The 25,063-nt window shown below is 59.1% G+C and carries 19 protein-coding genes and 2 pseudogenes; 5 read left to right on the forward strand and 16 right to left on the reverse strand.

Features of this window, described 5'->3' with window-relative positions:
* Positions 1-55 precede the first annotated feature (55 nt).
* From ACA069_RS14445 to arnB, 9 genes are read right to left on the reverse strand one after another with little or no spacing between them, the layout of a single operon-like run.
* The gene (locus ACA069_RS14445; protein WP_497613910.1) at positions 56-1,678 is read right to left on the reverse strand and encodes an ArnT family glycosyltransferase; all 1,623 of its coding nucleotides are present in this window, start codon (positions 1,676-1,678) and stop codon (positions 56-58) included.
* Positions 1,651-3,030, reverse strand: a complete 1,380-nt coding sequence (locus ACA069_RS14450; RefSeq protein ID WP_497613912.1) for a UDP-glucose dehydrogenase family protein — start codon at positions 3,028-3,030, stop codon at positions 1,651-1,653. The genes ACA069_RS14445 and ACA069_RS14450 overlap by 28 nt, the downstream gene beginning before the upstream one ends.
* A complete protein-coding gene (arnF, locus tag ACA069_RS14455; RefSeq protein WP_489881378.1) occupies positions 3,027-3,431 on the reverse strand; it encodes a 4-amino-4-deoxy-L-arabinose-phosphoundecaprenol flippase subunit ArnF in 405 nt (134 codons plus the stop codon). Before arnF ends, ACA069_RS14450 begins: the two co-directional genes overlap by 4 nt.
* Entirely contained in the window at positions 3,428-3,772 is a 345-nt protein-coding gene (gene arnE / locus ACA069_RS14460; protein WP_497613914.1) for a 4-amino-4-deoxy-L-arabinose-phosphoundecaprenol flippase subunit ArnE, read from the reverse strand. The genes arnF and arnE overlap by 4 nt, the downstream gene beginning before the upstream one ends.
* The gene (gene arnT, locus ACA069_RS14465; protein ID WP_497613916.1) at positions 3,769-5,421 is read right to left on the reverse strand and encodes a lipid IV(A) 4-amino-4-deoxy-L-arabinosyltransferase; all 1,653 of its coding nucleotides are present in this window, start codon (positions 5,419-5,421) and stop codon (positions 3,769-3,771) included. The genes arnE and arnT overlap by 4 nt, the downstream gene beginning before the upstream one ends.
* Positions 5,418-6,302 (reverse strand): 4-deoxy-4-formamido-L-arabinose-phosphoundecaprenol deformylase, encoded by an 885-nt coding sequence (arnD, locus tag ACA069_RS14470; RefSeq protein WP_497613918.1) that lies wholly within the window; start codon positions 6,300-6,302, stop codon positions 5,418-5,420. The genes arnT and arnD overlap by 4 nt, the downstream gene beginning before the upstream one ends.
* A complete protein-coding gene (gene arnA, locus ACA069_RS14475; protein ID WP_497613920.1) occupies positions 6,302-8,293 on the reverse strand; it encodes a bifunctional UDP-4-amino-4-deoxy-L-arabinose formyltransferase/UDP-glucuronic acid oxidase ArnA in 1,992 nt (663 codons plus the stop codon). The genes arnD and arnA overlap by 1 nt, the downstream gene beginning before the upstream one ends.
* Positions 8,290-9,312 carry an undecaprenyl-phosphate 4-deoxy-4-formamido-L-arabinose transferase gene (arnC, locus tag ACA069_RS14480; RefSeq protein ID WP_401264319.1) on the reverse strand — a complete coding sequence of 341 codons (1,023 nt, stop codon included), beginning with the start codon at positions 9,310-9,312 and terminating at the stop codon, positions 8,290-8,292. Before arnC ends, arnA begins: the two co-directional genes overlap by 4 nt.
* Entirely contained in the window at positions 9,309-10,457 is a 1,149-nt protein-coding gene (gene arnB / locus ACA069_RS14485) for a UDP-4-amino-4-deoxy-L-arabinose aminotransferase (RefSeq protein WP_497613922.1), read from the reverse strand. The genes arnC and arnB overlap by 4 nt, the downstream gene beginning before the upstream one ends.
* Before the next feature lie 447 nt (positions 10,458-10,904).
* Here arnB and ACA069_RS14490 point away from each other — a divergent pair, with 447 nt between their 5' ends.
* The gene (locus tag ACA069_RS14490; RefSeq protein WP_497618246.1) at positions 10,905-11,750 is read left to right on the forward strand and encodes a site-specific integrase; all 846 of its coding nucleotides are present in this window, start codon (positions 10,905-10,907) and stop codon (positions 11,748-11,750) included.
* 6 nt (positions 11,751-11,756) lie between these two features.
* Here ACA069_RS14490 and ACA069_RS14495 read toward each other — a convergent pair whose 3' ends face one another.
* The 5 genes and pseudogenes from ACA069_RS14495 to ACA069_RS14515 form a co-directional block, all read right to left on the reverse strand.
* The gene (locus ACA069_RS14495) at positions 11,757-12,311 is read right to left on the reverse strand and encodes a PqiC family protein (protein ID WP_489881373.1); all 555 of its coding nucleotides are present in this window, start codon (positions 12,309-12,311) and stop codon (positions 11,757-11,759) included.
* A gap of 16 nt (positions 12,312-12,327) precedes the next feature.
* Positions 12,328-13,983, reverse strand: a complete 1,656-nt coding sequence (locus ACA069_RS14500) for a PqiB family protein (RefSeq protein ID WP_497613924.1) — start codon at positions 13,981-13,983, stop codon at positions 12,328-12,330.
* Between the two features lie 104 nt (positions 13,984-14,087).
* A pseudogene (locus tag ACA069_RS14505) lies at positions 14,088-15,428 on the reverse strand (NAD(P)/FAD-dependent oxidoreductase); the annotation flags it as partial.
* On the reverse strand, positions 15,386-16,474 hold the full coding sequence (locus tag ACA069_RS14510; protein WP_187680580.1) for a polyamine ABC transporter substrate-binding protein: 1,089 nt from the start codon (positions 16,472-16,474) through the stop codon (positions 15,386-15,388). The gene ACA069_RS14510 and the pseudogene ACA069_RS14505, both read right to left, overlap by 43 nt.
* 159 nt (positions 16,475-16,633) lie before the next feature.
* A complete protein-coding gene (locus ACA069_RS14515; RefSeq protein WP_187680579.1) occupies positions 16,634-17,992 on the reverse strand; it encodes a glutamine synthetase family protein in 1,359 nt (452 codons plus the stop codon).
* A 162-nt stretch (positions 17,993-18,154) separates the two neighbouring features.
* On the opposite strand from ACA069_RS14515, the gene ACA069_RS14520 reads away from it, so the two are divergent.
* The 4 genes and pseudogenes from ACA069_RS14520 (at position 18,155) to ACA069_RS14535 (ending at position 23,071) form a co-directional block, all read left to right on the forward strand.
* Complete coding sequence (locus tag ACA069_RS14520) at positions 18,155-19,063, forward strand: helix-turn-helix domain-containing protein (RefSeq protein WP_497613927.1); 909 nt, start codon at positions 18,155-18,157, stop codon at positions 19,061-19,063.
* 81 nt (positions 19,064-19,144) lie between these two features.
* Entirely contained in the window at positions 19,145-19,654 is a 510-nt protein-coding gene (locus ACA069_RS14525; RefSeq protein ID WP_187680577.1) for a sigma-70 family RNA polymerase sigma factor, read from the forward strand.
* Positions 19,654-20,601, forward strand: coding sequence for a FecR domain-containing protein (locus ACA069_RS14530; RefSeq protein ID WP_497613929.1), 948 nt, complete (start codon positions 19,654-19,656; stop codon positions 20,599-20,601). The genes ACA069_RS14525 and ACA069_RS14530 overlap by 1 nt, the downstream gene beginning before the upstream one ends.
* 67 nt (positions 20,602-20,668) lie before the next feature.
* A pseudogene (locus tag ACA069_RS14535) lies at positions 20,669-23,071 on the forward strand (TonB-dependent siderophore receptor).
* A 186-nt stretch (positions 23,072-23,257) separates the two neighbouring features.
* Here ACA069_RS14535 and ACA069_RS14540 read toward each other — a convergent pair.
* Together ACA069_RS14540 and ACA069_RS14545 are read right to left on the reverse strand one after the other, a co-directional pair.
* Complete coding sequence (locus ACA069_RS14540; RefSeq protein ID WP_497613931.1) at positions 23,258-23,500, reverse strand: hypothetical protein; 243 nt, start codon at positions 23,498-23,500, stop codon at positions 23,258-23,260.
* A 734-nt stretch (positions 23,501-24,234) separates the two neighbouring features.
* Positions 24,235-24,846 carry a dTMP kinase gene (locus ACA069_RS14545; protein WP_489880493.1) on the reverse strand — a complete coding sequence of 204 codons (612 nt, stop codon included), beginning with the start codon at positions 24,844-24,846 and terminating at the stop codon, positions 24,235-24,237.
* Between the last annotated feature and the right edge of the window lie 217 nt (positions 24,847-25,063).

Here is a 25,063-nt window from a genome sequence, read left to right on the forward strand (position 1 = left end):
GAGGGCAGGCTCGACATCCTCACCGGGTCTCGCTCAACGGTCAACCTGACAGCACCTACAAGGGTTTCAGATACAGCAGGATGTAGTCGTTTTTGTCGAAAGGGCCGCTGAGTACCGGTTGCAGGTTTTCCAGCGGAGTACCTTTGAGGGCCAGGAAATCACTGCGTTCCATCATCAGCCACGCCGGCCCCTTGAGTGCTTCCAGCTGCTGCGCGGTTTCGCTGAACTGCGGTTGCAGATCCTGTTCGAGATTGACCATGAACTTGATCGCCTTCGCGTCCTTGCCCATGCCGTGCAGCACCAGTGGGGCGGGGTTTTGCTGCACCTGGGCAAACGCAGCACGGCTGAAGGTGCGAGTGTCATACAGACGCTGCTCAACGGGTTCAAATACCGCGACATATACCGTCCACAACGCCAACACCGAACACAGCGCCAGCACTTCAGCGCGCCAACGCGGGATCAATAACCGCGACAGCGCCGCCAACTGCAGCACCCCTAACGCAATCAGCACCACGCCGACTTCGGTCAGTTGCTCGGGAAACCGTCGTTGGGCGAACAACAGACCGGCTATCAATAATCCCGGGGTCAGCAGCCACACACCCAGCAGCAAACCGCGCAAGCACCTGAACACTTGTCCGTGTATCACCTGAAACGGATACGCCGCGATGATCGCCGCCATGGGCAGCATCGGCAGCAGGTACCGAGCCTTCTTCGCCTGCGGAATCGACAGGCCGACCATCACGATCAGTCCTGCCGCCGCGCAATACTGCACCAGGCGCAAGGCCGGCCCGCGCTGGTGCGGCTTGCTCAACCATGCGGCCGCGAGTGCCAGCAATGCCATGGGATACGCCAGCGCATAGTTACCCAGTGAACTGGTGAAGTAATACAACGAGCCACTGACACCCTCGCTGCCGTCCATGCGTCCCATGAACTGCATGCGAATCACGTCTTGCATAAAGACTGGCCCACCACTGAGTTTGGCTAACCACAACAGCAGGCCCACACACACCACCAGCAACACCGAAGCCAACACACCAAACACAAGCAACCGCGACCACTGCCGATTGAGCAGGTAATAGCTGCACAACATGCCGGTCGGTACCACCAGCCCGATCGGCCCGCGAATGCCGAAGCCGAGTAACAACAAGACGAAGATCAAAGGCCAGCGCCGTCCAGCGCCAAAGTGATCATGGGCATAACCCAGATAGAAAACTGCAAACGCCACGGCGGCGAGCGTCAAGTCCTGCGACACCGCGCGCACTTCGGTGACGAAGGTGCCGGTGAGCATCAACAGCGCAATGCTGATCAACGCCCAGCGCCGCGAATACGGCGTCAGCAGGCGATACATCAACGTCACGATCAACGCACCGGCAACGGCGCTCGGTGCCCACGCGGTGAAAGCGTTGACCGCGCCGAATGGCAACGACAGCAGCCAGACAAACAGTGTCGATACGGCCGAATAGTCGGCATAGGGTTGACCATACGTGGTCGGAAACACCGTCGGCCCGTGCCGCAACATCTCTTGAGCGAACAGTACAAAGCGTGAATCGAACCCGATCGGGGCCTGCCAGTAGACCCCGGCGACGAACAACAAGAACGCCAGCAGCCCCGCGATCAGGGACTGCCGGCGGATGGCAGGCGACAACGTGATCAAGCGACGTCTGACCTGTGAGGCCATTGTTGCAACGGTATCGGCAATTTGCGCGACTCGCCGCGACCCATCGGGAAATACTGGAAGCCGTTGCGCGCCAAACGCTCGGCGTCATACAGGTTGCGACCGTCGAAAATCACCGGGGTGTTGAGGCGTTGCTTGATCAGGTCGAAATCCGGCGCCTTGAATTGCTGCCATTCGGTGCAGATGATCAGCGCGTCGGCGCCGGGCAGTACCGATTCCGGGGTGCCCATCAGCATCAGTTTCGACTCGTCCGGGTAGAGGTTCTGGGTTTCCTGCATGGCTTCGGGGTCGAATGCGCGCACGCTGGCACCGGCGGCCCATAATTCCTCCAGCAGGACCCGGCTCGGCGCATCCCGCATGTCGTCGGTATTGGGCTTGAACGCCAGGCCCCACAAGGCAAAGGTCTTGCCGCGCAGGTCACCCTTGTAGAACGCGTTGATGCGTTCGAAGAGCTTGTGTTTCTGCCGTTGGTTGATCGCTTCGACCGCTTGCAGCAAGTCGCTGGAGCAATGCGCTTCTTCGGCACTGTGGATCAAGGCGCGCATGTCTTTAGGGAAGCACGAACCGCCATAACCGCAGCCCGGGTAGATGAAGTGGTAGCCGATGCGCGAGTCGGCACCGATGCCCTGACGCACCGACTCAATGTCGGCGCCCAGATGTTCGGCCAGCTCGGCGATCTGATTGATGAAGCTGATCTTGGTCGCCAGCATGCAGTTGGCGGCGTATTTGGTCAGCTCGGCACTGCGCAAGTCCATGAACATGATGCGGTCATGGTTGCGGTTGAACGGCGAGTAGAGGTCGCGCATCACGTCACGCACGTCATCACCCTCGCAGCCGATGACGATGCGATCCGGGCGCCGGCAGTCAGCGACGGCCGAGCCTTCCTTGAGAAACTCCGGGTTGGAGACGATATCGAATTGCAGCAATCGGCCGACCTTGATCAAAGCCTTTTCGATGTGCGTGCGCAAGGTGTCTCCGGTGCCCACTGGCACGGTGGATTTCTCCACCAGAATCAACGGCTGCTCACGGTGGCGGGCGATGGCGTCACCGACCGAGAGCACATAACGCAGATCGGCCGAGCCGTCTTCACGGGATGGCGTGCCAACCGCGATGAACGCTACTCGACCATGCTGCACGGCGAGTTGTTCATCAGTGGTGAATTGCAGGCGTTTCGAATCCAGCCCCTCGCGCACCAGACTGGCCAGCCCCGGTTCGAAGATGCTGACATGGCCCTGGCGCAGCAGATCGACCTTCTTCTGGTCGACGTCCATGCACACCACGTCATGCCCGACCTCGGCCAACACAGCAGCCTGCACCAGACCGACATAACCGCTACCAAAGACTGTGATTTTCATGGAGCACTCCTGAATTCGGGCGCACGAGCCGGACGCGTGTTAATGGTGATGACCCCGAGCATGACCAGCGCCACGCCCAGTGATTTGGTGAAACTGAAGGATTCGTTGAACAGCGGCAGGCTGGCCGCCAACAGGTACACCAGCGCATAGCTGATGCTCAGCAGCGAATAGGCACGGCCCAGCGGCAGATCGCGCAGGGCGCCGAGCCAGCAGAGCATCGACAGGGCGTAGGCCAGAATCGCCGCGCCGACCACCGCCAAGGCGCGCAGATCGATGCTGTCGATCGCCAGCCAGTGATCGGGCGCCGGCAGACGCGTCATGCTCCAGCGCATGCCCAGTTGCGCGGCGCTGACCAACAGCACGCTGCCCATGGCGAAAGTGATTCCCCGGCGCTGGTTCATGACTGTTGCCCCAGCAAAATCACACCGCCAATCACCAGCGCCACGCCTAGCCAGTGCTGGCGGTCGATGGGTTCACGGAAGACGAAGCGGGCGATCAAGGTGATCAGCACAAAGTTGAGGCTGAGCATCGGGTAAGCAATGCCGACCTCCAGACGCTGTAACACCAGCAGCCAGACCAACAGGCCCGAGCCGAGGGCGAGCAGCGCCAGCCATAGCCACGGCGTACGCAATTTTTCGGGCCAGGACGACTCGACGCCGCGCCAACTCTCCACGGCGTATTTCTGCGCTATCTGGCCCAGGCAGGTCAGCACGCACGCGGCCAACAGCAGCAACAGGCTCATGACGCCTCCCGAGGGAGAATCATGATCACCAGATTGCCCTGTTCGTATCGGATGCCGTCCTTTGGCAGTCTGTCGATTTCGTCCAGTTCGTCTTGCCCCTTGACGCGCATCACCACGCCGACCGAACCGCTGCGGCGGGCTTCGCGCATCCACTGTTGCACTTGATCGGGATCGACCCGCTGTTGAATGCCGTCAGGATAGGCAAGGCCATATTTCAATTCGCCTATCGTGTTGTACAGCGCCACCTGTGGGCGTTGCAGGCGCCAGGACAGGGCCGAGGCCGCGCCCAGATCGTTACTCAGCAAGTGCGTGGTTTGCGCCAGTTCAGTGACGTGATGGCGGATGAACTGGTCGGGCATCTTGTTGGCGACCACCGATTTCGGCAGTGCTGCGGGCAACACGCCAATCAGCAACAGACTGCCCAACGCCGGTGCCGCCCAACATTGCAACGGCAGAAACGCTTGCAGCAGGTTGGCGATGATCCAGCCGATCAGGCCGATGAACACCAGCACCAGGCTGTGCAGTTCGTGGTCGTACAGCGGCTTTTTCAGTTGCAGATAAACCAGTGCAATCAGCGTCACGAGGCCCAGCAACAGATTGAGCAGGCCATTGATGCTCAGCGCCCGGCCTTGCTCCAGACGCAAACGGTCAGCCAGGGCATTACCCAGCAACAACGCCATCGGCAACAGGCACGGCAGGATGTAAGTCGGCAGCTTGCCGTTGCTCAGGCTGAAAAACAGCAGCGGCATTAGCAGCCACAGCAGCAGGAAGACCACTGGCGGCTGAGTGCGGGTCTGCCACGCTTGCTTGAACGCAGGCGGCAACAGGCCGACCCACGGCAGACTGAACGCCACCAGCAGCGGCAGATAAAACCACCACGGCGCATCGTGCTGGGCATCGTCACCGGCAAACCGACGGATGTGTTCGTGCCAGAAGAAGAACCGCCAGTAATCCGGTTCCTGGGCATGCACGGCCAACACCCACGGCAGGCTGACGATGATCGCGATGGCAATCGCCATCGGGCCGAACAGCAGCAGTTCACGCCAGCGTTTTTGCCAGAGCATCCACGGTAACGCGATCAGCACCGGCAGCAGCCAGGCAAGAAACCCTTTGGTCATGAACCCCATGCCGCAGGCCAGACCCAGCACCGCCCAGGCGGCCATGCGCTTGCCGCTGGTGCGGCTGTCGACGGCAAACCACAGCGTCACCAGACTGAGGTTGACCCAAAAGGTGAATTGCGGGTCGAGATTGGCGTATCCGGCCTGACCGGCAACAATCGTGAAGCTCATGTAGAGCAGGGCGCAGACGAAGCTTTTGCGCGGCTCGTTCCACAACCGCCGGGCGATCAGGAAGCACAGCAACACACTCAAACCGCTGCTCAACGCTGACGCAAAACGTACGCCGAACAGGTTCTGCCCGAACAACTCCTGGCCGAGGGCGATCATCCAGTAACCGGCAATCGGCTTCTCGAAGTAGCGCAGGCTCATGAAATGCGGCGACACCCAGTTGCCGCTTAGCAGCATGTCCTGGCTGATCTGTGCGTAGCGGGTTTCGTCGGGAATCCACAAACCATGCATGCCCAGCGGCAGCAAATAAGCCAGCAAGCAGATGCCCAGCAATAGCAGCGGCAATGTCCAGCGTTTAATCATGCGCCTTGCACTCCCAGCCAGCCTTCACGGCCGTTGAGGGCGCCGCGTTGTACGCGACCCACGGGCAAGGTGTTGAAGAACTCGGGTAGCAAGTCACCCAACGGTTGGAACTGGATGTTGCGCAGGCGAGCCTCAGCCAGCAGTTGACGAAAACCCTCAGCCATCAGAATCCCTTCCACTTCGGCATGAATGGTGTAGACGTTGAGTTGTCGCGGGAGGAAGTGGTCGAGGATGAACCGGTTGAAATCCCTCGCGGCGACGATGGGGCCGACAACTTCGTCGAAGGTCGGCAGGTCCACCGGAATCTGCGGGGTGCCCGGCGTGCCGTCCGCCAGCAAAGGCCGAAACAGGCGTGTCCCACGGCAGTCGCTGTTGTAGCGAAAGCCAAAAGCCTGCTTGGCTTCAATCACACGCTCGTCCGCGCGCCAACCGGCGGCGGCCGAACACTCGACTTTTGCGCCGAGGATGTCGCTCAAGGTGTCGACGCCCTGACGAATTTGCTCGATCAGCTGAGTATCGCTCCAACGCCCGGCATTGGCCTGCCAGCCATGGTGATCCCAGGCATGCAGGCCGACCTCATGACCCGCGTCCCGGGCCTGACGCATCAAGTGCCCGAGTTCGCGACCAATCGGTTTGCCCGGCCATGCGGTGCCGGCCAGCAGAATGTCCCAGCCATAGAGGCCGGCAGCATTGGAGCGGAGCATCTTCCAGAGGAACTGCGGGCGAATCAGGCGCCACAGATGCCGACCCATGTTGTCGGGGCCGACACTGAAGAAAAACGTTGCCTTGACCTGCGCTTCATCGAGCATTTCCAGCAGGCGCGGCACACCTTCACGGGTGCCGCGAAAGGTGTCGACGTCGATGCGTAGACCGGCCTGCATTACTTCTTGTCCGCGATTTCGAGCATGGCTTCACGCAGGAAGAAATCCAGCGTATTGCCGATGGTCTCGCGCATTTCCACGGTCGGCGTCCAGTCCAGCAGACGCTTGGCGTTGGCGATGCTGGGTTTGCGATGCTCGACGTCCTGGTAACCGGCACCGTAGAACGCCTTGCTTTCGACGTCGCGGAAACCGGCGAATGGCGGGAAGTTGTCGCGCAGCGGGTGCGCCTCGAACTGGCGCAGCAGCTCTTCGCCCAACTGCCGGATGCTTGCTTCGTTGTCCGGGTTGCCGATGTTGATGATCTGACCGTTGCAGACGTCGTTGTCGTTATCGATGATCCGCGCCAGGGCTTCGACGCCGTCGGCGATGTCGGTGAAGCAGCGTTTCTGCTCACCACCGTCGAACAGACGGATCGGCGTGCCTTCCACCAGGTTGAGGATCAGTTGGGTGATCGCGCGGGAGCTGCCGATGCGTGCCGAATCCAGTCGGTCAAGACGCGGGCCCATCCAGTTGAAGGGGCGGAACAGGGTGAAATTCAGGCCCTTGGCGCCGTAGGCCCAGATCACCCGGTCGAGCAATTGCTTGGACACCGAGTAGATCCAGCGCTGCTTGTTGATCGGGCCGACGATCAGGTTGGAGGTGTCCTCGTCGAAGTTCTTGTCCTGGCACATGCCATAGACTTCCGAGGTCGACGGGAAAATCACGCGCTTGTTGTACTTGACGCAGTAGCGCACCAGTTTCAGGTTTTCTTCGAAGTCGAGTTCGAACACCCGCAGCGGATTGCGCGTGTATTCGATCGGTGTGGCGATGGCCACCAGTGGCAGCACCACGTCGCACTTCTTGATGTGGTATTCGATCCACTCGGAGTGAATGCTGATGTCGCCTTCCACGTAGTGGAAGTGCGGATGGCTGCGCAGACGGTCGATGGCGTCGGAGCCGATGTCCAGGCCATAGACTTCGTAGCGGTCATCGCGCAGCAGACGCTCGGACAGGTGATTGCCGATAAAGCCGTTGACGCCAAGGATCAGCACGCGAGTACGGCGGGGCGCACGGCCGGATTCGGCACCGCGCAGTAACGAGCCGTCGACCAGCCCCAGTTCGTTGGCCAATTGCGGGCCACTGAGAAACAGGCCGTTGTCGTTACGCTGACCCGAGAGGATCACCAGCGAATCTTCGCCGCAGGCAATGCGCAGCGGATCGACGCTGATCACCCGGCCCGGTGCCTGACCGTCGTTGCCTTTGACGACTTCGGCACTCCAGACGATCAGCTTGTGTTCGCCGACGGCGCAGAACGCACCCGGGTACGGTTGAGTCACGGCACGAATCAGATTGAACAGTTGCTCGGCCGGTTTCGCCCAGAGCAGTTTGCCGTCCGCCGGGGTGCGACGGCCGAACAGCGTGGCTTGGGATTCATCCTGCGGGGTTTCGCTGATCCGGCCTTGCAGCATGGCGGGCAGTTCGTCACGCAACAGGTCGCTGGCGGCGATGCGGAGCTTGCCGTGCAGGCTCAGCGCGGTATCGCTGCGCTCGATGGCCACGCGCTGCTGAGCGACGATGGCGCCGGCATCGGCACGTTTGACCATGCGGTGCAGGGTCACGCCGGTTTCGGTTTCGCCATTGACCAGCACCCAGTTCGCCGGGGCGCGGCCACGGTAGCGCGGCAGCAACGAACCGTGCAGGTTGAATGCACCTTTGCTCGCCGTGGCCAGCAACGGCTCACTCAGCAGATTGCGGTAGTAGAAAGAGAACAGGTAGTCAGGGTCGAGTTTGGCGATGCGCTCGATCCACAACGGGTGGTTGACGTCTTCCGGGGCGTGCACGGGAATGCCTTTTTTGGCGCACAGTTGCGCAACCGAGGCGTAGAAAGCGTTTTCTTTCGGGTCATCCGCGTGAGTGAACACGGCAGCAATGTCATAGCCGCTGTCGAGCAGGGCTTGAATGCCGGCGCAGCCGATGTCGTGGTAAGCGAAGACAACAGTTTTTGCACTCATGAGAGAACCTGACCGGTAGTAGAAGAAGAGGAGAGACCATCAACGGTGACCGCAGGCGCCGGGGTAACGGCGTGGCTGCGCAAGACTTTTTCAATGAAGAAACGCGGGCGGGCGCGCACGTCGCTGTACATGCGCCCCAGGTATTCGCCGAGCAGGCCCATTCCGATGAACTGGCCGCCGGTGAACACGAACAGCACGGCGAACAGTACGAACATGCCGTCACCGGCCCAGCCGGAACCGAAGATCAGCCGCATCAGGATCAGCGCGAGGGCAAACAGCAGACCGAGCCCGGCCATGGTGAAACCGACGATGCTCAGTAACCGCAGCGGCGTGGTGGTCATGCAGGTGATCAAGTCGAACATCAGGTTGATCAGGCGCATCGGGCTGTACTTCGAATCGCCGTGTTCACGCTCGGCGTGGGCGACGACGATTTCGGTGGTGTGGCGGGCGAAGCTGTTGGCCAGGATCGGGATGAATGTGCTGCGTTCGCGGCAAGCGAGCATCGCGTCGATGATCGTGCGGCGGTAGGCGCGGAGCATGCAGCCGTAGTCGCTCATGGCCACGCCAGTGGAGCGTTGCACGGCGAGGTTGATCAGCTTCGACGGGTAGCGGCGCAGGGCCGAATCCTGACGGTTGCCGCGCACGGTGCCGACGACGTCGTAACCCTTTTCTGCTTCGGCGATCAGTCGCGGGATTTCTTCCGGCGGGTTCTGCAGGTCGGCGTCAAGAGTGATGACCACATCGCCTTTGCACTGCTCGAAACCGGCCATGATCGCCGCGTGCTGGCCGTAGTTGCGGTTGAGTATGACCGCCACGAACGGGCTGTCTTCACGGGTGGCGGCTTCTTCCAGCAGATGGGCGGACTCGTCGCGACTGCCGTCGTCCACCAAAACGATTTCATAGTCGTGACGCAATAACCGGCAGGCCGCTTCAGTACGGCGCAGCAGCTCCGGCAGACTTTCCTGTTCGTTGTAGACCGGGATGACGATCGACACGCAGCGGATCGGGTAAGGTTTCACGGGCGTTTATCCATAAGGGTGGCGATGGCGCCGACGACGCGGTCGAGGTCTTGATCGGTCATGTCGGGGAACAACGGAATTGAGCACAGCCGTACCGAGTTCCATTCGGTGTTGGGCAGATACAGGTCGGGATCACGCTGGCGATACCAGGTGTGCAGGTGGGTGGCGATGAAGTGGATACCGGTGCCGATGCCCTGATCCTGCAAACCTTTCATAAAGGTTTCGCGATCCATGCCGCAGCGTTCGCTGTCGATGCGCAGGATGAACAGGTGCCAGGCGTGTTGTTGGGCGTAGTCGGGCAAGGCCAATGGCTGCACCGGCAGGCCTTCGAGCTTTTGTAGATAGGCTGTGGCCAGCTCGGTGCGGCGGGCATTGATCGCGTCAAGGCGTTCCAGTTGCACCAGTGCTATCGCGGCGTTGATGTCGGCGAGGTTGTATTTGAAACCCGGCTCCATGACTTGTGCCTGCGGCTTGCGGCCACCGGTCAGGCGGTCATAGGCGTCGACACCAAGGCCATGAAACTTGAGCATGCGCACACGGTTGGCCAGGGCTTCGTCGTCAGTGACGAACATCGCGCCTTCGGCACAGGTCATGTTCTTGATTGCATGGAACGAGAAGATCGCCGTGCCTTGCGAACCGACGTGGCGCCCCTTGTAACGTGTGCCAGCGGCGTGGGCGGCGTCTTCGATTACCGCGATGCCGTGCTTGTCGGCGAGGGCATACAGCGGATCGAGATCGAACGCGGCCCCGGCGTAATGCACCGGGATGATCGCTTTGGTGCGTGGGGTGATGGCCGCTTCGATATGCGCCACGTCCGTCATCAGCGTGTCGCGGTCGACGTCGACAAACACCGGTTTGGCGCCGAGCAGCGAGATCATGTTGGCGGTCGACACCCAGGTTTGCGACGGCGTTATGACTTCGTCACCCGGGCCGATGCCCAATGCCAGCAATGCGATATGCATTGCGCCCGTGGCAGAAGATAGTGCGACGGCGTGGCTACAGCCGACATAGTGGGCGAACTGTTCTTCGAGTGCCTGGCATTTAGCGCCGGTAGTAATCCAGCCGGAACGTAATACTTGTTCGACGGCGGTTATTTCTTCGTCGCCGATACTCGGCCGGGAAAAGGGCAGAAACGCTTGACTCATAAGAACCTCGAGGCGACAGCCATCCTTCAGCCAGTTGTCTGAAAAACACGTGATTTCAATGGTTTGGAATACCGGCCGGGGAATGCCTGATTGACTTTTGTGCCCACGGACGGCAGGGTTGCAGGCCTTTCGGGGCAACCTGTTGTAATTAAGGTTATGCCCGTTTTTGTGAAAGGAACATGAAAAAACGGTCGGCTATTCGTCTATCTGTAAGTCATACAGCCGTCGTTCAGACTTCTTCCGCTTATCGGCATCTTTAGTGAAAAAGTCATAGAGAAGAGTCGCTCTTTATATAAGTTTGTTTGCACTTTTAAGTTGTTTTGTTGAACTGTTTTCTATTCAAGGCCGTTTCGTTTGATTGACTTGTCGAGTTCCCAATCCACCCCGACCAACACTAATCCGCTGACGCTTTATCTGGCCCGACTGGCGCCCTCCAGCCAATTGACCATGCGCTACGTCTTGCAGGACGCCGCCGACCGTCTCGGTTTCGAAGAAGTGAATGTCGAGGAAATCCCCTGGCACGCGCTGCAACCGGAGGACGTGGTGGCACTGGTCGCCGCGTTGCGCGCCGACGGTTATGCGCCGAATACCTCGTCGCTGTATGTCAACGCCGTGCGCGGCGTGATGAACGAAGCCTGGCGGATGAGCCTGATCAGTCAGGATCACCTGCTGAAGATGCGCTCGGTAAAAGGCATCGCCGGCACGCGGTTGTCGCAGGGGCGTAATCTCAAACGCACACTGATTCATGAATTGATGGAAGTCTGCGCCGCCGATCCACGACCGCAGGGCCTTCGCGACGCCGCGGTGATTGCGTTGCTGTATGGCACCGGCATGCGCAAATCCGAGTCGGTGGATCTAGACCTCAATCAGGTCGACTTCACGGAGCGCAGCCTTACCGTGACCGGCAAGGGCAACAAGCAAATGATCAAGTACGCACCGGCCTGGGCGTTCGCCAAGCTCGATGCGTGGCTGGAGCTGCGCCGCTCACAACTGAAGGAAGGCGAGAGCGACGATGCGTTTCTGTTCAATCGCATCCGCCGTGGCAGTCATATCACCCGTGAGCGCATCACCAAACACGCGATCTACTACATCGCCCGTCAGCGTGGCACGCAGGTCGGGGTGAAGATCATGCCTCATGACTTCCGCCGCTCGTTCATTACCCGGGTGATCGAAGAGCATGATCTGTCGATCGCGCAGAAACTTGCGCACCACAGCAACATCCAGACCACCGCCAACTACGATGTGCGTGACGACAACGAGCGGCGGCGGGCGGTGGATCGCTTCGACTTGTAAGCCGGCTCAGGATGGGGAAGGGCAGGTGCGCGCGTTGCCTGCCGCCGCCCGACTGATCTGTTCGGCCAGACGCTTGACGTTGTTCTGCTGGGCGATCACCAGATCATCGATGCTTGGGCCGGACGGCGTCTGCAACGTCGAGCGGCAGATCAGCAGGCCGCTGTCAGTCGCTCCGGTTGGACGCAAGCGCCATTTGGCGTCGATCAAGCCGTACTGACCGGGTATCGAATCGAAGCGCTGCACCTCGATTCGCACCGAGACATTGCCTTGCCCACCGGTATTGCTCAATTGATCGCTCAGCGCCCCGCGTAACTCATCGGCCAGCGTCGCGCCCCACCAATCGGTGTCCAGAATGGCGAGGCCGCTGTTGCCCTGGCGGATGACGATTTGCGCCCGATCGACCTGCGGCGGCACGCTGATGCCTTCAATCGGAATTTGTCCGCCAGCACGGGTATTGGCCAGTTGCACCGGTGTCAGCGTATGAAAGCTGATCGGGTCGCTGCGGCAGGCGCCGAGCAGCATGAACGCGGCGAGCACGGTGATCTTCAGCGGTACAGCCATGGGTAAGCTCCTGTGCTCAATTGCGTGGCGGTCCTTTCAGATCGATTGGCGCGGCGTTGTCGGGGCGGCCACGTATCAGTGATTCCGGATGGCGGCCCAGATAATCCGACAGCTCACGCAGCGAGCGCGACATGCGCCCGAGTTCGTCGAGGGTCTCAGTGAGTTTCTCGCGCTGCGGCGAATCTTCGGCCAGGGTCGAACTGGCGGACTGCAAGGTCTTGCTGACATCGGCGAGGGTGCTCTGCACGCCCGGCAAGGTCTTGGCGTTGAACTGGGCCAGGCCTTTGCGCAGTTCGACCAGATTGCTGTCGAGGTTGTTGGCGATGCGATCCACCGGCAATTTGTTGAGCTTGTCGACCACAGCTTCGAGTTTTTCCTGCAGCTGTTCGAGGCTGCCGGGCACGGTCGGAATCACCACCGGGCGGGCCGTTGGGTCGAACGCGACTTTTTCGGCTTTCGGGAAGAAATCCAGCGCCACGTACAGCTGGCCCGTCAGCAGGTTGCCACTGCGGGCCTGAGCGCGCAGGCCATTGTCGATAAAGGTGCCCATCAGGCGAATGCCGGCGGCTTCGTCGTTGGGGTCGTGTTTGAACGCGGTGAGCATTTTCCCGTAGGCCATACCGAGGCGCTGCGGATAAATGACGATGCCGACGTTAAGCGGAAAGCTGCGTTTTTTCGCGTCGAAATCCAGATTGATCGCCACCACCCGGCCGATCTCCATGCCGAGGAACTCAACCGGTGCGCCAACCTTGAGCCCGCGCAGGGACTGGTCGAAGCGCAAGCTCAGGTACTGCGCCTTGCCGTTCGGCGGGGCGAGGGCGGTCAGCTGGTCTTCGAACAGTTCGAATTTCTTGTCATCGGTCGCCGCCACGTCATTGGGGCTGTAGTCCGGCGCACGGAAGGCGATGCCGCCAACCAGCATTGATGACAGCGATTCGGTCTTGACCTGGAACCCGTTGGCTCCGACGCTGACGTCAATGCCGCTGGCGTTCCAGAAACGGGTGTTTTCGGTGACGAAGGCGTCGTTGGGCGCATGAATGAACACTTCGATGTTCACGCCTTTACCGTCAGGGGCCAGCTCGTAGGTGACGACTTGGCCGACCGGAATTTTGCGGTAGTAAACCGGTGAGCCGATGTCCAGCGAGCCGAGATCCTGGGTGTGCAGCATGAAGCGCTTGCCCGGTTCGCCGTAGGTGATCGGCGGCGGGTTTTCCAGGCCCTTGAATTGTTTGGCGCGATTGTTGGCCTGGCCGATATCGGCACCGATGTAGTCGCCGGAGAGCAGGGTATCGATGCCTGACACACCGCCAGCGCCGATGCGCGGTCGGACAACCCAGAACTGCGAGTCTTCGCGGGTAAAACTTTCGGCCTGCTTGGCCAGTTTGATGGTGGCGTTGACGCTCTTCTGGTCATTGCTCAACTCGACTTCGGTCACCTGACCGATCACCACATTGCGGTACTTGACCTCGGTCTTGTTGGCCACCAGACCGCTGCCAGTCTTGAAGTTGACGACAATGGCCGGCCCTTCCTGCATCACGTTGTGCACCACCAGCGAAATGCCTACCAACACGGCAACGATCGGTACGATCCACACCAGCGATACGCTGAAACGGCGGGGTTTGATCGGGGCCTGGCCTGGTGCTCGCGGCTCGTCGGTGGCTGACGACTTCATCCGTGTCCTCCTCGAATAATTAGGCACTGAGCGTCAGGAACGCCAAAGCACTTCATCAATATAGAAGTGCTTGGCGATAGAGCAAATGCAGAGGAGCAAAGACCTCAGCCGAGCATCTCGCGCAACCGATACCAGAACATCCCCAGTGCCAGCAGCGGCGAGCGCAGTGCCGGGCCGCCGGGGAAGGTCATGTGCGGCACGCCGCTGAATACGTCCATGCCTTGGCTATGGCCGGCATGAATCGCCTCGCCGAGCAGCTTGGCGCACCAATGGGTGACGTTCAGGCCATGGCCGGAATAGCCTTGGGCGTAGAACACGTTCGGATGCTGTTTGAGCCGTCCGACCTGCGGGAAGCGATTGGCGGTGATGCCAATCTTGCCGCCCCACTGGTAGTCGATGCGCACGTCCGCCAGTTGCGGGAAGACCTTGAGCATCTTTGGGCGCATGTAGGCGGCGATATCTGCCGGATCTCGCCCGGAATAATGGCAGGCGCCGCCGAACAGCAAACGCCGGTCTGCTGAGAGCCGGTAGTAGTCGAGGCCGACTTTCTGGTCGCACAGCGCGAGGTTGTGCGGGATCAGTTGCGCGGCGCGCTCTTCGGACAAGGGCTCAGTGGCGATGATGTAACTGCCGGCCGGCAGCACTTTGCCGCTGAGCTGTTTCTCCAGTTCATCCAGATGCGCGTTGCAACCGAGCACCAGACTGCCGGCGCGTACGGTGCCGCTGGCGCAGCGGACTTGCACGGTTGCGCCGTGGATGATTTCCAGCACCGGACTTTGCTCGAAGATCCGCACGCCAAGGGACGCGGCCAGACGCGCTTCGCCCTGCACCAGATCCAGTGGATGCAGATGGCCGGAGCCCATGTCGATCAATCCGCCGGCATAGCCATCGGCGTTGACCACTTGCTGGCGGATCTGCTCGGGGCCGACCAAGCGTATTTCGTGGGCATAACCGAGTTCGGCGAGGCCAACCTGTTCTTCCTTGAACGCGGCGAATTGCGCGGGCGTGTTGGCCAGTTCGCAGAAGCCCCAACGCAGATCGCAGTCGATGGCGTTGTCGCCGATGCGCTGGCGCACCAGCTCCACCGAATCGATCCCGGCGCGCTGCAAATAGCGCACGCCTTCCTGGCCGACATGTTTCGCGAAACCTTCGACCTCATGGCCGATGCCGCGAATCAACTGGCCGCCATTGCGCCCGCTGGCGCCCCAGCCAATTCGCCGGGCTTCGATCAATATCACCGAGAGCCCGCGTTGAGCCAGTTCAATGGCGGTATTGACCCCGGTAAACCCGCCGCCGATGACGCACACGTCAGCCGTCAGATCACCATTGAGCATGGGGTAGGGGGGGCTCGCCCGAGCCGATGCGGCGTAATAGGAGCGAGCGTGTTCCTGGGTGTACTGATTCATTTGTTCGACTTCACTTTGCTCCAGGAACGGGTCATCAAACGCATGATCGCCTGGGGCGGGGTAGAGGAGATGTAGAGCTTGGCGAGGACTTCCTGTGGCGGATAAACCTCAGGATTGTTCACCAGATCCGGATCCATGTACTGCTTGGCGGCGGGGTTCGGGTTGGCGTAACCGACCGAAGCGCTGACCTTGGCGATCACTTGTGGATCGAGCAGGTAGTTGATGAAGGCGTGGGCCTCCTTGGGATTGCTGGCGTCGGCCGGGATTGCCAACAGGTCGAACCACAAGTTGGCGCCTTCTTTCGGGATGGCGTAGGCGATATTCACGCCGTTCTTGGCTTCTTTGGCACGGTTGGCGGCCTGGAACACGTCGCCGGAATAACCAAAGGCGACGCAGATATCACCGTTGGCCAGGTCCGATACGTACTTCGATGAGTGGAAGTAGGTGATGTAGGGGCGAATGCTCAGCAGTTTCGCTTCGGCTTTCTTATAGTCTTCCGGGTTTTCGCTGCGCGGATCCATGCCCATGTAGTTGAGCACGGCCGGGAATATTTCGTCGGCGGAGTCCATCATCGACACGCCGCACTGGCTGAGTTTCTTCAGGTTTTCCGGCTCGAACAGCACGGCCCAGGAATCGATGTGATCGATGCCCAACACTTGCTTGACCTTGTCGACGTTGTAGCCGATGCCGTTGGTGCCCCACAGGTACGGCACAGCGTGCGCGTTACCCGGGTCGTTTTTCTCCAGCAGTTCAAGCAGCTTCGGGTCGAGGTTTTTCCAGTTCGGCAGTTGCGAGCGATCCAGCTTGAGGAATGCGCCGGCCTTCACCTGACGGGCGAGAAAGTGGTTGGACGGCACCACAACGTCATAGCCGGTGCGGCCCGCCAAGAGCTTGCCTTCGAGGGTTTCGTTGGAGTCGAAAACGTCGTAGATCACCTTGATCCCGCTGCTGCTCTGGAAGTCGGCGAGGGTGGTCTCACCGATGTAGTCGGTCCAGTTGTAGACGCTGACTTGTGGCTGGGCTAGAGCAGCAGTGCTGCACAACATCGCCAGCGCAGCGGGAACCATGGATTTCAATAGACGCATATCGACACCTCTTAAATTTATTGGTTTTTTCAGGTGGTTCGCTATTCCCCTTGTGGGAGCGAGCCTGCTGGCGATAGCGGTGGGTCAGGCAACATCAATGGTGACTGTGCCGACGGCTTCGCGAGCCTGCTCGCTCCCACATGGGATTTTTGAAGTGGTTTAGACGCTCATCATCAGGAATTCACGTTCCCACGAGCTGATTACGCGCTTGAAGTTTTCATGCTCGGCGCGTTTCACCGCGACATAGCCGCGCACGAATTTTTCACCCAGGTATTGCGCAACGGTTTCGCACTCTTCCATCTGCGTCAGGGCCTCTTCGATGGTGATCGGCAGGCGCAGGTTGCGACGTTCGTAGGCGCGGCCTTGTACCGCAGCGCTCGGCTCGATGCCCTCGACCATGCCGATGTAACCGCACAGCAAGCTCGCGGCAATCGCCAGGTACGGGTTGGCATCGGCGCCCGGCAGGCGGTTTTCCACGCGCATCGACTCGGGGCCGGAGGTCGGCACACGCAAACCAACGGTGCGGTTTTCTTCGCCCCATTCGACGTTGACCGGCGCTGAGGTGTCGGGCAGGAAGCGGCGGAAGGAGTTCACGTTCGGCGCGAACATCGGCAGCACTTTCGGGATGTACTTCTGCAAACCACCGATGTAGTGCAGGAACAACTCGCTCATCTGCCCATCGGCGTTGGCGAAGATCGGATTGCCCGTGGCGATGTCCACCACACTCTGGTGGATGTGCATGGCGCTGCCCGGCTCGTCGCCAATCGGCTTGGCCATGAACGTCGCCGCGACGTTGTGCTTGAGCGCTGCCTCACGCATGGTCCGTTTGAATACGGTGATCTGGTCGGCCAGATCCAGCGCGTCGCCATGACGGAAGTTGATTTCCATCTGCGCCGGGCCGTCTTCGTGGATCAGCGTGTCGAGGTCCAGGCCTTGCAGTTCGCACCAGTCGTAAACGTCTTCAAACAGCGGATCGAATTCGTTGGCGGCATCAATGGAGAACGACTGCCGACCACTTTCGGCGCGACCGGAACGGCCCAGCGGTGCCTTCAGCGGCAAGTCCGGGTCTTCGCAGCGCTGGGTCAGGTAGAACTCCATTTCTGGCGCGACAATCGGCTTCCAGCCTTTGTCGGTGTAGAGCTGCAAAACCTTCTTCAGCACGTTGCGCGGCGACAGCTCGATCGGGTTGCCGAACTTGTCGAAGGTGTCGTGGATGACGATGGCGGTTGGCTCGATCGCCCATGGAATCACGTAGACCGCGTCGGCCACTGGCTTGCACACCATGTCGATGTCGGCCGGATCGAGCAGGTCGTAGTAGATGTCGTCGTCGACAAAATCCCCGGTTACCGTTTGCAGCAGCACACTTTCCGGCAGGCGCATGCCTCGCTCATGCAGGAACTTGTTGGTCGGTGCGATCTTGCCGCGGGCGATGCCGGTCAGGTCGCTGACCACACATTCAACTTCGGTAATCTTGTGATCTTTCAGCCACGTGAACAGCTGATCGAAAGGGGCATTCATAAAGACCTCGTTATTGGTTTTGTAGACGCCGGGGAGGGCGGGTTTCATCTTCCGCCCCTTCCCCTGTGGCGCGTTGACGACTATCTTGGGCGAGCCTTGCAGTTCCATCTATCCACTTTAAGCAGCACCAAAGCGCACCAAAAGAGTGCGCAAGGTCACCCCATGACAACGTGTAATCCGCTACAGGTTCAGGCTTTCAACACCGCTGATGTCTCCGAGCAAATCCGCGCCACGCCGGGTTGGGTCCAGCATTACCAGCAGATGTCGCCGGGGCATTTCGCCGGGCAGATCCGCTATCTGGATTTGCAGGGGGTCGAGGTTTACGAAGAGCAGATGAACACCCGGGTCGAGCAGAATTTCAGCGCGCCATCGGGTGCTCTGGCGTTCTGTTTTGATCGCAGCGACAACGCGCTGTATCTGCTCAATGAAGACAGCCGCAACATCTGGATCACCCCGGAGAACTATCAGGAAATCGCCGTGGTGTTCGGTCCGGATTTTGTCCGCCAGCACGGTCTGGATGTGGCGAAACTGGAAGGCTTGTTTATGGCGCCGCTCAATGGCGGGCAAAACGCGCTGTTCAGTCGCTGGTTAAGCTCAACTCTCACGAAGTTGACGCAAGCTGTTGATTTACCGAGTAAAGAATCGCTAACCCAGCAATTACTTGAAGATTGTTTGTTCATCCTCGATAACGCGCGTGTTGATCTTGACCGTGGCGGTTTGCAGCGGCGTACCGAAGAACGAATGATCATGAAACGAGTAGGTGAGTGGGCTGCCGACTCGCCAGAAGAAACGTTGAATTTGCTGGAGCTTTCGCACGTCGCCGGCGTGCCACTGCGGCAATTGCAACAGGCCTTCAAGGCCTATACCGGGATGACGCCAAGCCACTGGTTGCGCTTGCGCCGATTAAACAGCGCTCACCGCGAATTACTTAAATGCAGACCGGCGGACACCACAGTCGCTGAAGTGGCCATGCACTGGTCGTTCTGGCATCTGGGGCGGTTTTCCAGCAGTTACCAGGCACTGTTCAAAGAACTGCCGAGCGAGACCCTCAAGCGCTCGCGAATGGCGTAACGACGAAAATCCCTTTGTGTCCCACGCGAAGTTAAATAGAATCAGTCTCATTTGAATCTAACTTCGCGCAGGGTCTCCTGGATGATTGAAGCAGCGCCGGCCTCGGAGCAGAACCTGCACGACTTGTACCGCGATCATCGCGGCTGGCTGGAAACCTGGCTGCGTCGACGCATGGGTAACGCCTGGGATGCGGCAGATCTGAGTCAGGACACCTTCTTGCGCGTGCTTGGCAGCGCTCAGCCACTTAGAGATATTCAGGAACCACGCGCGTACCTGCTGACCGTGGGCAAACGCTTGCTGAGCAATTTCTACACCCGCCGCAGCCTCGAAAAAGCCTATCTGGAAGCCTTGGCGCAATTGCCCGAGGAGAGCGTGCCGTCACCGGAGCAGCGCTGGTTGTTGCTGGAAACCCTGCAAGCGCTGGATGAACTGCTTGATGGCTTGCCCAGGCCAGTGCGCCGGGCATTTTTGTGGAGTCAGCTCGAGGGCCTCGGTTACCGCGAGATCGCCGCGCGTTTGCAGGTATCTGAACGAACAATAAAACGTTATATGGCGCAGGCTTATGAGCATTGTTTGATGTTGGATCTATGATGCGCGTTGCGCCCGAAACACAAGCGCGAGAGGTGGCACGCGCCGCCGCACAATGGCTGGCGTTGCTCGAATCGGGCGAAGCGACGGATGACGATCACGCGCGGCTGCAAAACTGGCGTAGCAGCGATAGCCGCCATGAAAACGCCTGGCAGAAGATTCAGCTATTGCGCCAACGGTTCAACGATCTGCCGTCGGCATTGGCCATGGCCACGCTGGATCGTCCTGATCCGGCACGCCGGGCAGCGCTGAAACGCGCGCTGGGCCTGGCGGCGCTTGTGCCAGCGGCGTGGCTGATCAGTCGGCAATTGCCGCTGGATGTCTGGCGTGCCGATTTGCACACCAGTACCGGGGAACATAAACGTTTGCCATTGGCGGATGGCAGTTCGGTGCAACTGAACACCAACAGTGCGGTAAACGTAGACCTTGCTGCCCGTCAGTTGACGCTGGTGCGCGGCGAAATGGCGCTCAACGTTCCCGGCAAGTCAGCGCTGATGATCGACGCTCATTACGGACGGATCAGCGTCAGTCGCAGTGATGTCTGCGTGCGACTCAACGAGCGTGATTGCACTGTTTCCGTGTTCAGTGGTTCGGTTCAGTTACAACCGCTGCACGGGCCGGCGCTGATGTTGAATCAGGGCCAACAAGTCAGTCTGCAAGCGTCTGGCGCGGGGCCTGTTACAGCATTCGACGCCTTGATGCCGGGCTGGCGCGAGGGTGTATTGATGGCGCAGAACCAACCGCTGGGGGATTTTCTGCGCGAGTTGAGCCGTTATCGCTCAGGTCTGCTGCGCTGGGATCCTGCGCTTGAGGCGCTGCGCGTCACGGGTAGTTTCCGTCTCGACAATACCGACCAAGTCCTTTCGCTGTTGGCGGCGAGCCTGCCAATCGAAGTGCATACACGCACCCGTTTCTGGGTTTCTCTCATCCCTCAGAAAAAAACTGGCTGAAGCCTGTCCCTTTTTTTCGCCTCGCTGGTCATTCCAGGCAAGTGAACAAAATCGAGAGCTTCTTCCAATGCCCGCAGTATTCCCAAGTCGTTTGCGTCCGTTGTTGCAGTTGAGCCTCCTGCTGAGCCTGAGTGCCAGCCCCTTGATGATCCAGTCCAGTTGGGCTGACGACTCTTCGCGACGCAGTTATCAGGTGCCCGCTGGCAGCTTGAGTTCAGCACTGACACGATTTGCCGGTTTGGCCGGGGTCAATCTGTCGGTGGACCCCGCACTGGTCAGCGGCCAGAGCAGCAAGGGTTTGAGCGGTGAATATGGGGTAGAGGAGGGCTTCACCCGATTGTTGCTGGGCTCTGGTTTGCAGCTGCAACCGGTGGGTGGCAATGCTTACACGCTGATTCCGGCGGCGGAGGGCGGCAGCCTGCAACTGGCGCCGACTTCGATACTCGGTGCCACTGATTCTTCGGGTGCCGACGTGTTTGCCGGCGGCCAGGTCGCACGTCGAGGTTCGCAAGGGCTGTTGGGGTCTAAAGACTTCATGGAAACCCCGTTCAGCATGACCACCTACACCAGTGAGACGGTCAAGAATCAACAGGCCCGAACGCTCGGTGACCTGATTGCCACAGATCCTTCAGTGCGCGCGACCAATCCAGCGGGCGGGCGCTATGAACAATTCACCATCCGTGGCTTCAGCCTGTTCAACAGCGATGTTGCCTATAACGGCCTCTATGGTGTTCTGCCGACGTACACCATCGACATGGAAATGGCCGATCGCGTCGACATCCTCAAAGGCCCGAGCCAACTCATCAACGGTATTTCACCGCGGGGCAGTGTAGGAGGGGGGATTAACGTGGTGCCCAAACGCGCGACGGACCAACCCATCACCTCGCTGACAGCCAATTACGCCTCAAACAATCAAGTCGGTGGTTCTGTGGATGTCGGGCGGCGTTTTGGCGAGGACAACCAGTTCGGCCTGCGTTTCAACGGTGTCAAACAGTCCGGCGATACCGAATGGGATCACCAGAGTGTTGACCGCGACATGGCGGTGCTGGGCCTGGATTTTCGCGGTGAGCGCCTGCGACTGTCGACGGATGTCGGCCATACCGAGCGAGATACCGACGCACCGCAAGAGCGCGTGCAAGTCGGCGCCAATGCCAAGGTGCCCAACGCCAACGATGTGCGCGATAACTATGCGCAACCGTGGAGCCAGGCGCGGACCAAAGACACCTTCGGCACGGTCAACGCCGAGTTTGATGTCAGTGATTCGGTGATGGTGTACGGCGGTGTTGGCGCCCGCAAAAGCAATCACGATTTCCTGCGGCATGCGGTTTCCGTGACCAACGATGCCGGCGATTTCAGCGTTCAACCGCGGGATTTCACCCGCGACGAGAATGTCCGTACCGCCACGGCAGGCGTACGCAACTGGTTCCACACCGGTCCGGTGAGCCACGAAATCAATCTGGCGGCCAGCTACTTCTATATGGACTTTGAAAACGGTGGCGCCCGTTATGCGGCGGGGCGCAGCAACCTGTATGACCCGGTGGAAATCACCAAACCCGGCGCGCCGACGCGGCAAGACGCCAAGGTCTACACCGAAAATCGCTTCAGTGGCGTGGCGCTGTCGGACACCTTGGGTTTCTTCGATGATCGCCTGTTGCTGACCCTCGGCGCCCGGTGGCAGCGCGTGAAGGTCGATGACTGGAGCGATGATGTGAAGGGTGATACGGCCTACGACGAAGAAAAGGTCTCGCCGTCGGGCGGCATTCTGTTCAAGGCGACGGACAAGTTGTCGCTGTAGGCCAACTACATGGAAGGCCTGAGCCAAGGCAAGATCGCGCCTTCGACGTCGGTAAACGAGGACGAAATCTTCCCGCCATTCATCAGCCGTCAGGTCGAGGTCGGAGCCAAATACGATGCAGGTTCGTATGCGTTGACGGCGGCGGTATTTCGCATCAAACAGCCAGCTTACGAGACCAACGCCACGACGCGCGTGTTTGGCCCGAACGGCAAGCGGCGGAACGACGGTGTGGAGTTGAGCGTTTTCGGTGAGCCACTGAAAGGCGTTCGACTGCTTGGCGGCGTGATGTACATCGACAGCAAGTTGACCGAGACCACCAACGGCACGTTCGACGGCAACCGTGCGCCGGCGACACCCAAGTACAACGTCAACCTCGGCGCGGAATGGGATGTGCCGAACGTGCAGGGGCTTACACTGACAGGGCGCGGAATCTATTCGAGTTCGCAGTATCTGGATCAGTCGAACGAGAAGGAAATCGATGCCTGGGAGCGGTTTGACGTAGGTACGCGTTATGCGTTCAAAGTCGAAGACAAGACCATCACTTTGCGCGCCAATGTCGAGAACGTGCTGGATAAGCGCTATTGGAGTTCGGCTGGGGCTTCGGATGACAGTGAGCCGGGATTGACGTTGTCGACGCCAAGAACTTATCTGCTTTCGGCGACGGTAGACTTCTAGAAAGGCAGGGAATTGCTTCGATCATCGGCTATATTCCGTTAACTACACTAAATAGCCGTTTAGTTTAGCTATCCTCATAGGTTATTTGCAGAGGAGGGGATCTGTTTCAGGAGTATAGGGAATATCAACCCAGAAACGATGATCCTCCATGGGTTCTATCAACAAAGCAGCGGTCGAACGCATTGGTCACTTCAACATGCCCGCACTCATGGGCCAAAATATGGATTGCATGATTTCGACCTTGGGCGTCTTCCAGGTCAATAATAGGCGAAATAAAGCACCGTTACGCAAAACGCCAGGCGTCATGGCAACTCCTACAATGTGCGAATTAGTAGCGGTCAGCTTGTAGTGCGTTTCGTACCCGCGATCCAGATCAAGCAAAGCTTGGTTGTAGTCGACGGCAGGCGTTACGCCGTCGAGGCCGCTCAAATCGAATTTCCCACCCAGTGCACGCACGGCTTCGCCAACGATTGTGGTTCAGTATTACTCTGTAAACTTGTTTTTTGACCTGTTAACCACCGCAGTTAACAAGCCAAAATTGAGGTTTACAACGGTATTACACTGAACCAAATTCTGGTGAAGCTTCCAGAGTATTTGGTGGGAGGAAAGCTCCGCAGCTTTCAATCGCAAGGTGGAACCGCCAAACCTGCAGCATCTGCATGTAAATCAGCCGGCGCTTGTCTTTACCACGCATGGCAGCAGTTGAAATCGGTGCACAAACACCATGCTGAAAGCCACAGATTTCACACAGCGTTGTGGCTAGTGACATTCCTGGACGAGTTGTTCATGCGGACCGACTAGGTACGACGGATGCGGCAAGATCAACGCTGGACCTTTGAGAAATCAAACGACTGACAGATAACAGCTCCGGCAACGAAGGCCACCAGACTCGATTCACACGCTAGCGGTTTAAGGATTTCCAATCCCGGTATCAAAGCTGATGCGCATATTTAAATAATATTTTCTGGACGATGCAGTGAGCAGATCTCAATAAGGGGCTGATTTTCCGGCCGTTTCATATTTAGCTGTTTATTCGCATATTTAAAAAATCTCGACAGCAACTGGGCTAATCCCGAAACATCTTGTTACGTGTAATGTATATTATGTTAAATCGTGTATTGCGCTATACATCCCTGCAGCAACACCTGCCTCTATTTCGACAATCAGCCCAACACCTCATAGATCTCAGAAACCACCTGCATCGTTGCGACTTCAATCGTTCCTTCATTACGGCATAGAACCCAGCCGTGATCGGCAATCGCTTGTTCGAACAACTCGGTACACGCGACGTGCTCTGCGTACTTCTGGATCACAGTGCCGCCCAGTCCCCGCGATCGTGTCGCGGCCCTTGCCCATGAAATATCCGGCGCGGTGACGACGCCGACATGCAGGTCTGGCACTCGCACGTCTCGATCCATGTTCATCTGGAGTATCTCGGCAAACGGGATTGTTTGTCGAAACGCGGCATCAGACGGATACCAGCGATCGATCAAGATGATGCTGTCCAGCGGCTGTTTAGTCAGTACGTGTCGGGAAATCCAGCAGCGGCTTTCAGCAAAGCTCTGGCACACAGCCCACTCCAGATCCCTGGAAGGATGTCTGGCAAGCTTGTTAACCAGGGCCATGGTTTTACCCCTGTAGGGATCGCTTTTCCTCTCGCAAAGTCGGACAACTTTCCTATTGTCAGCCCTCAGTACTTTCGTAACGGCCTCCAACAGTGTGGTTTTACCGGTGCCCTTGGGCCCATCCAGAGAAATAAACAGCGGACGATTCATTGGTCACATAGCGATAGATGTACAGTTTCTGGCTCTGGACGTTCGCTGGCACCGCTTGATGCAACTGCGCGAAAACAGAAATGGACGACCACTCTAACCTCAATTCCGCAATTCCATCAGCGCATCCCTTCCGCGATGGTGCACTTCCCTCCCCTCAATCAAGTTCGTTTCGAAACCCCTTGCTCAGAGCCTGACATCAGCCAACATTCGCGCCCTG

The organism is Pseudomonas sp. LBUM1652, assembly GCF_059716105.1.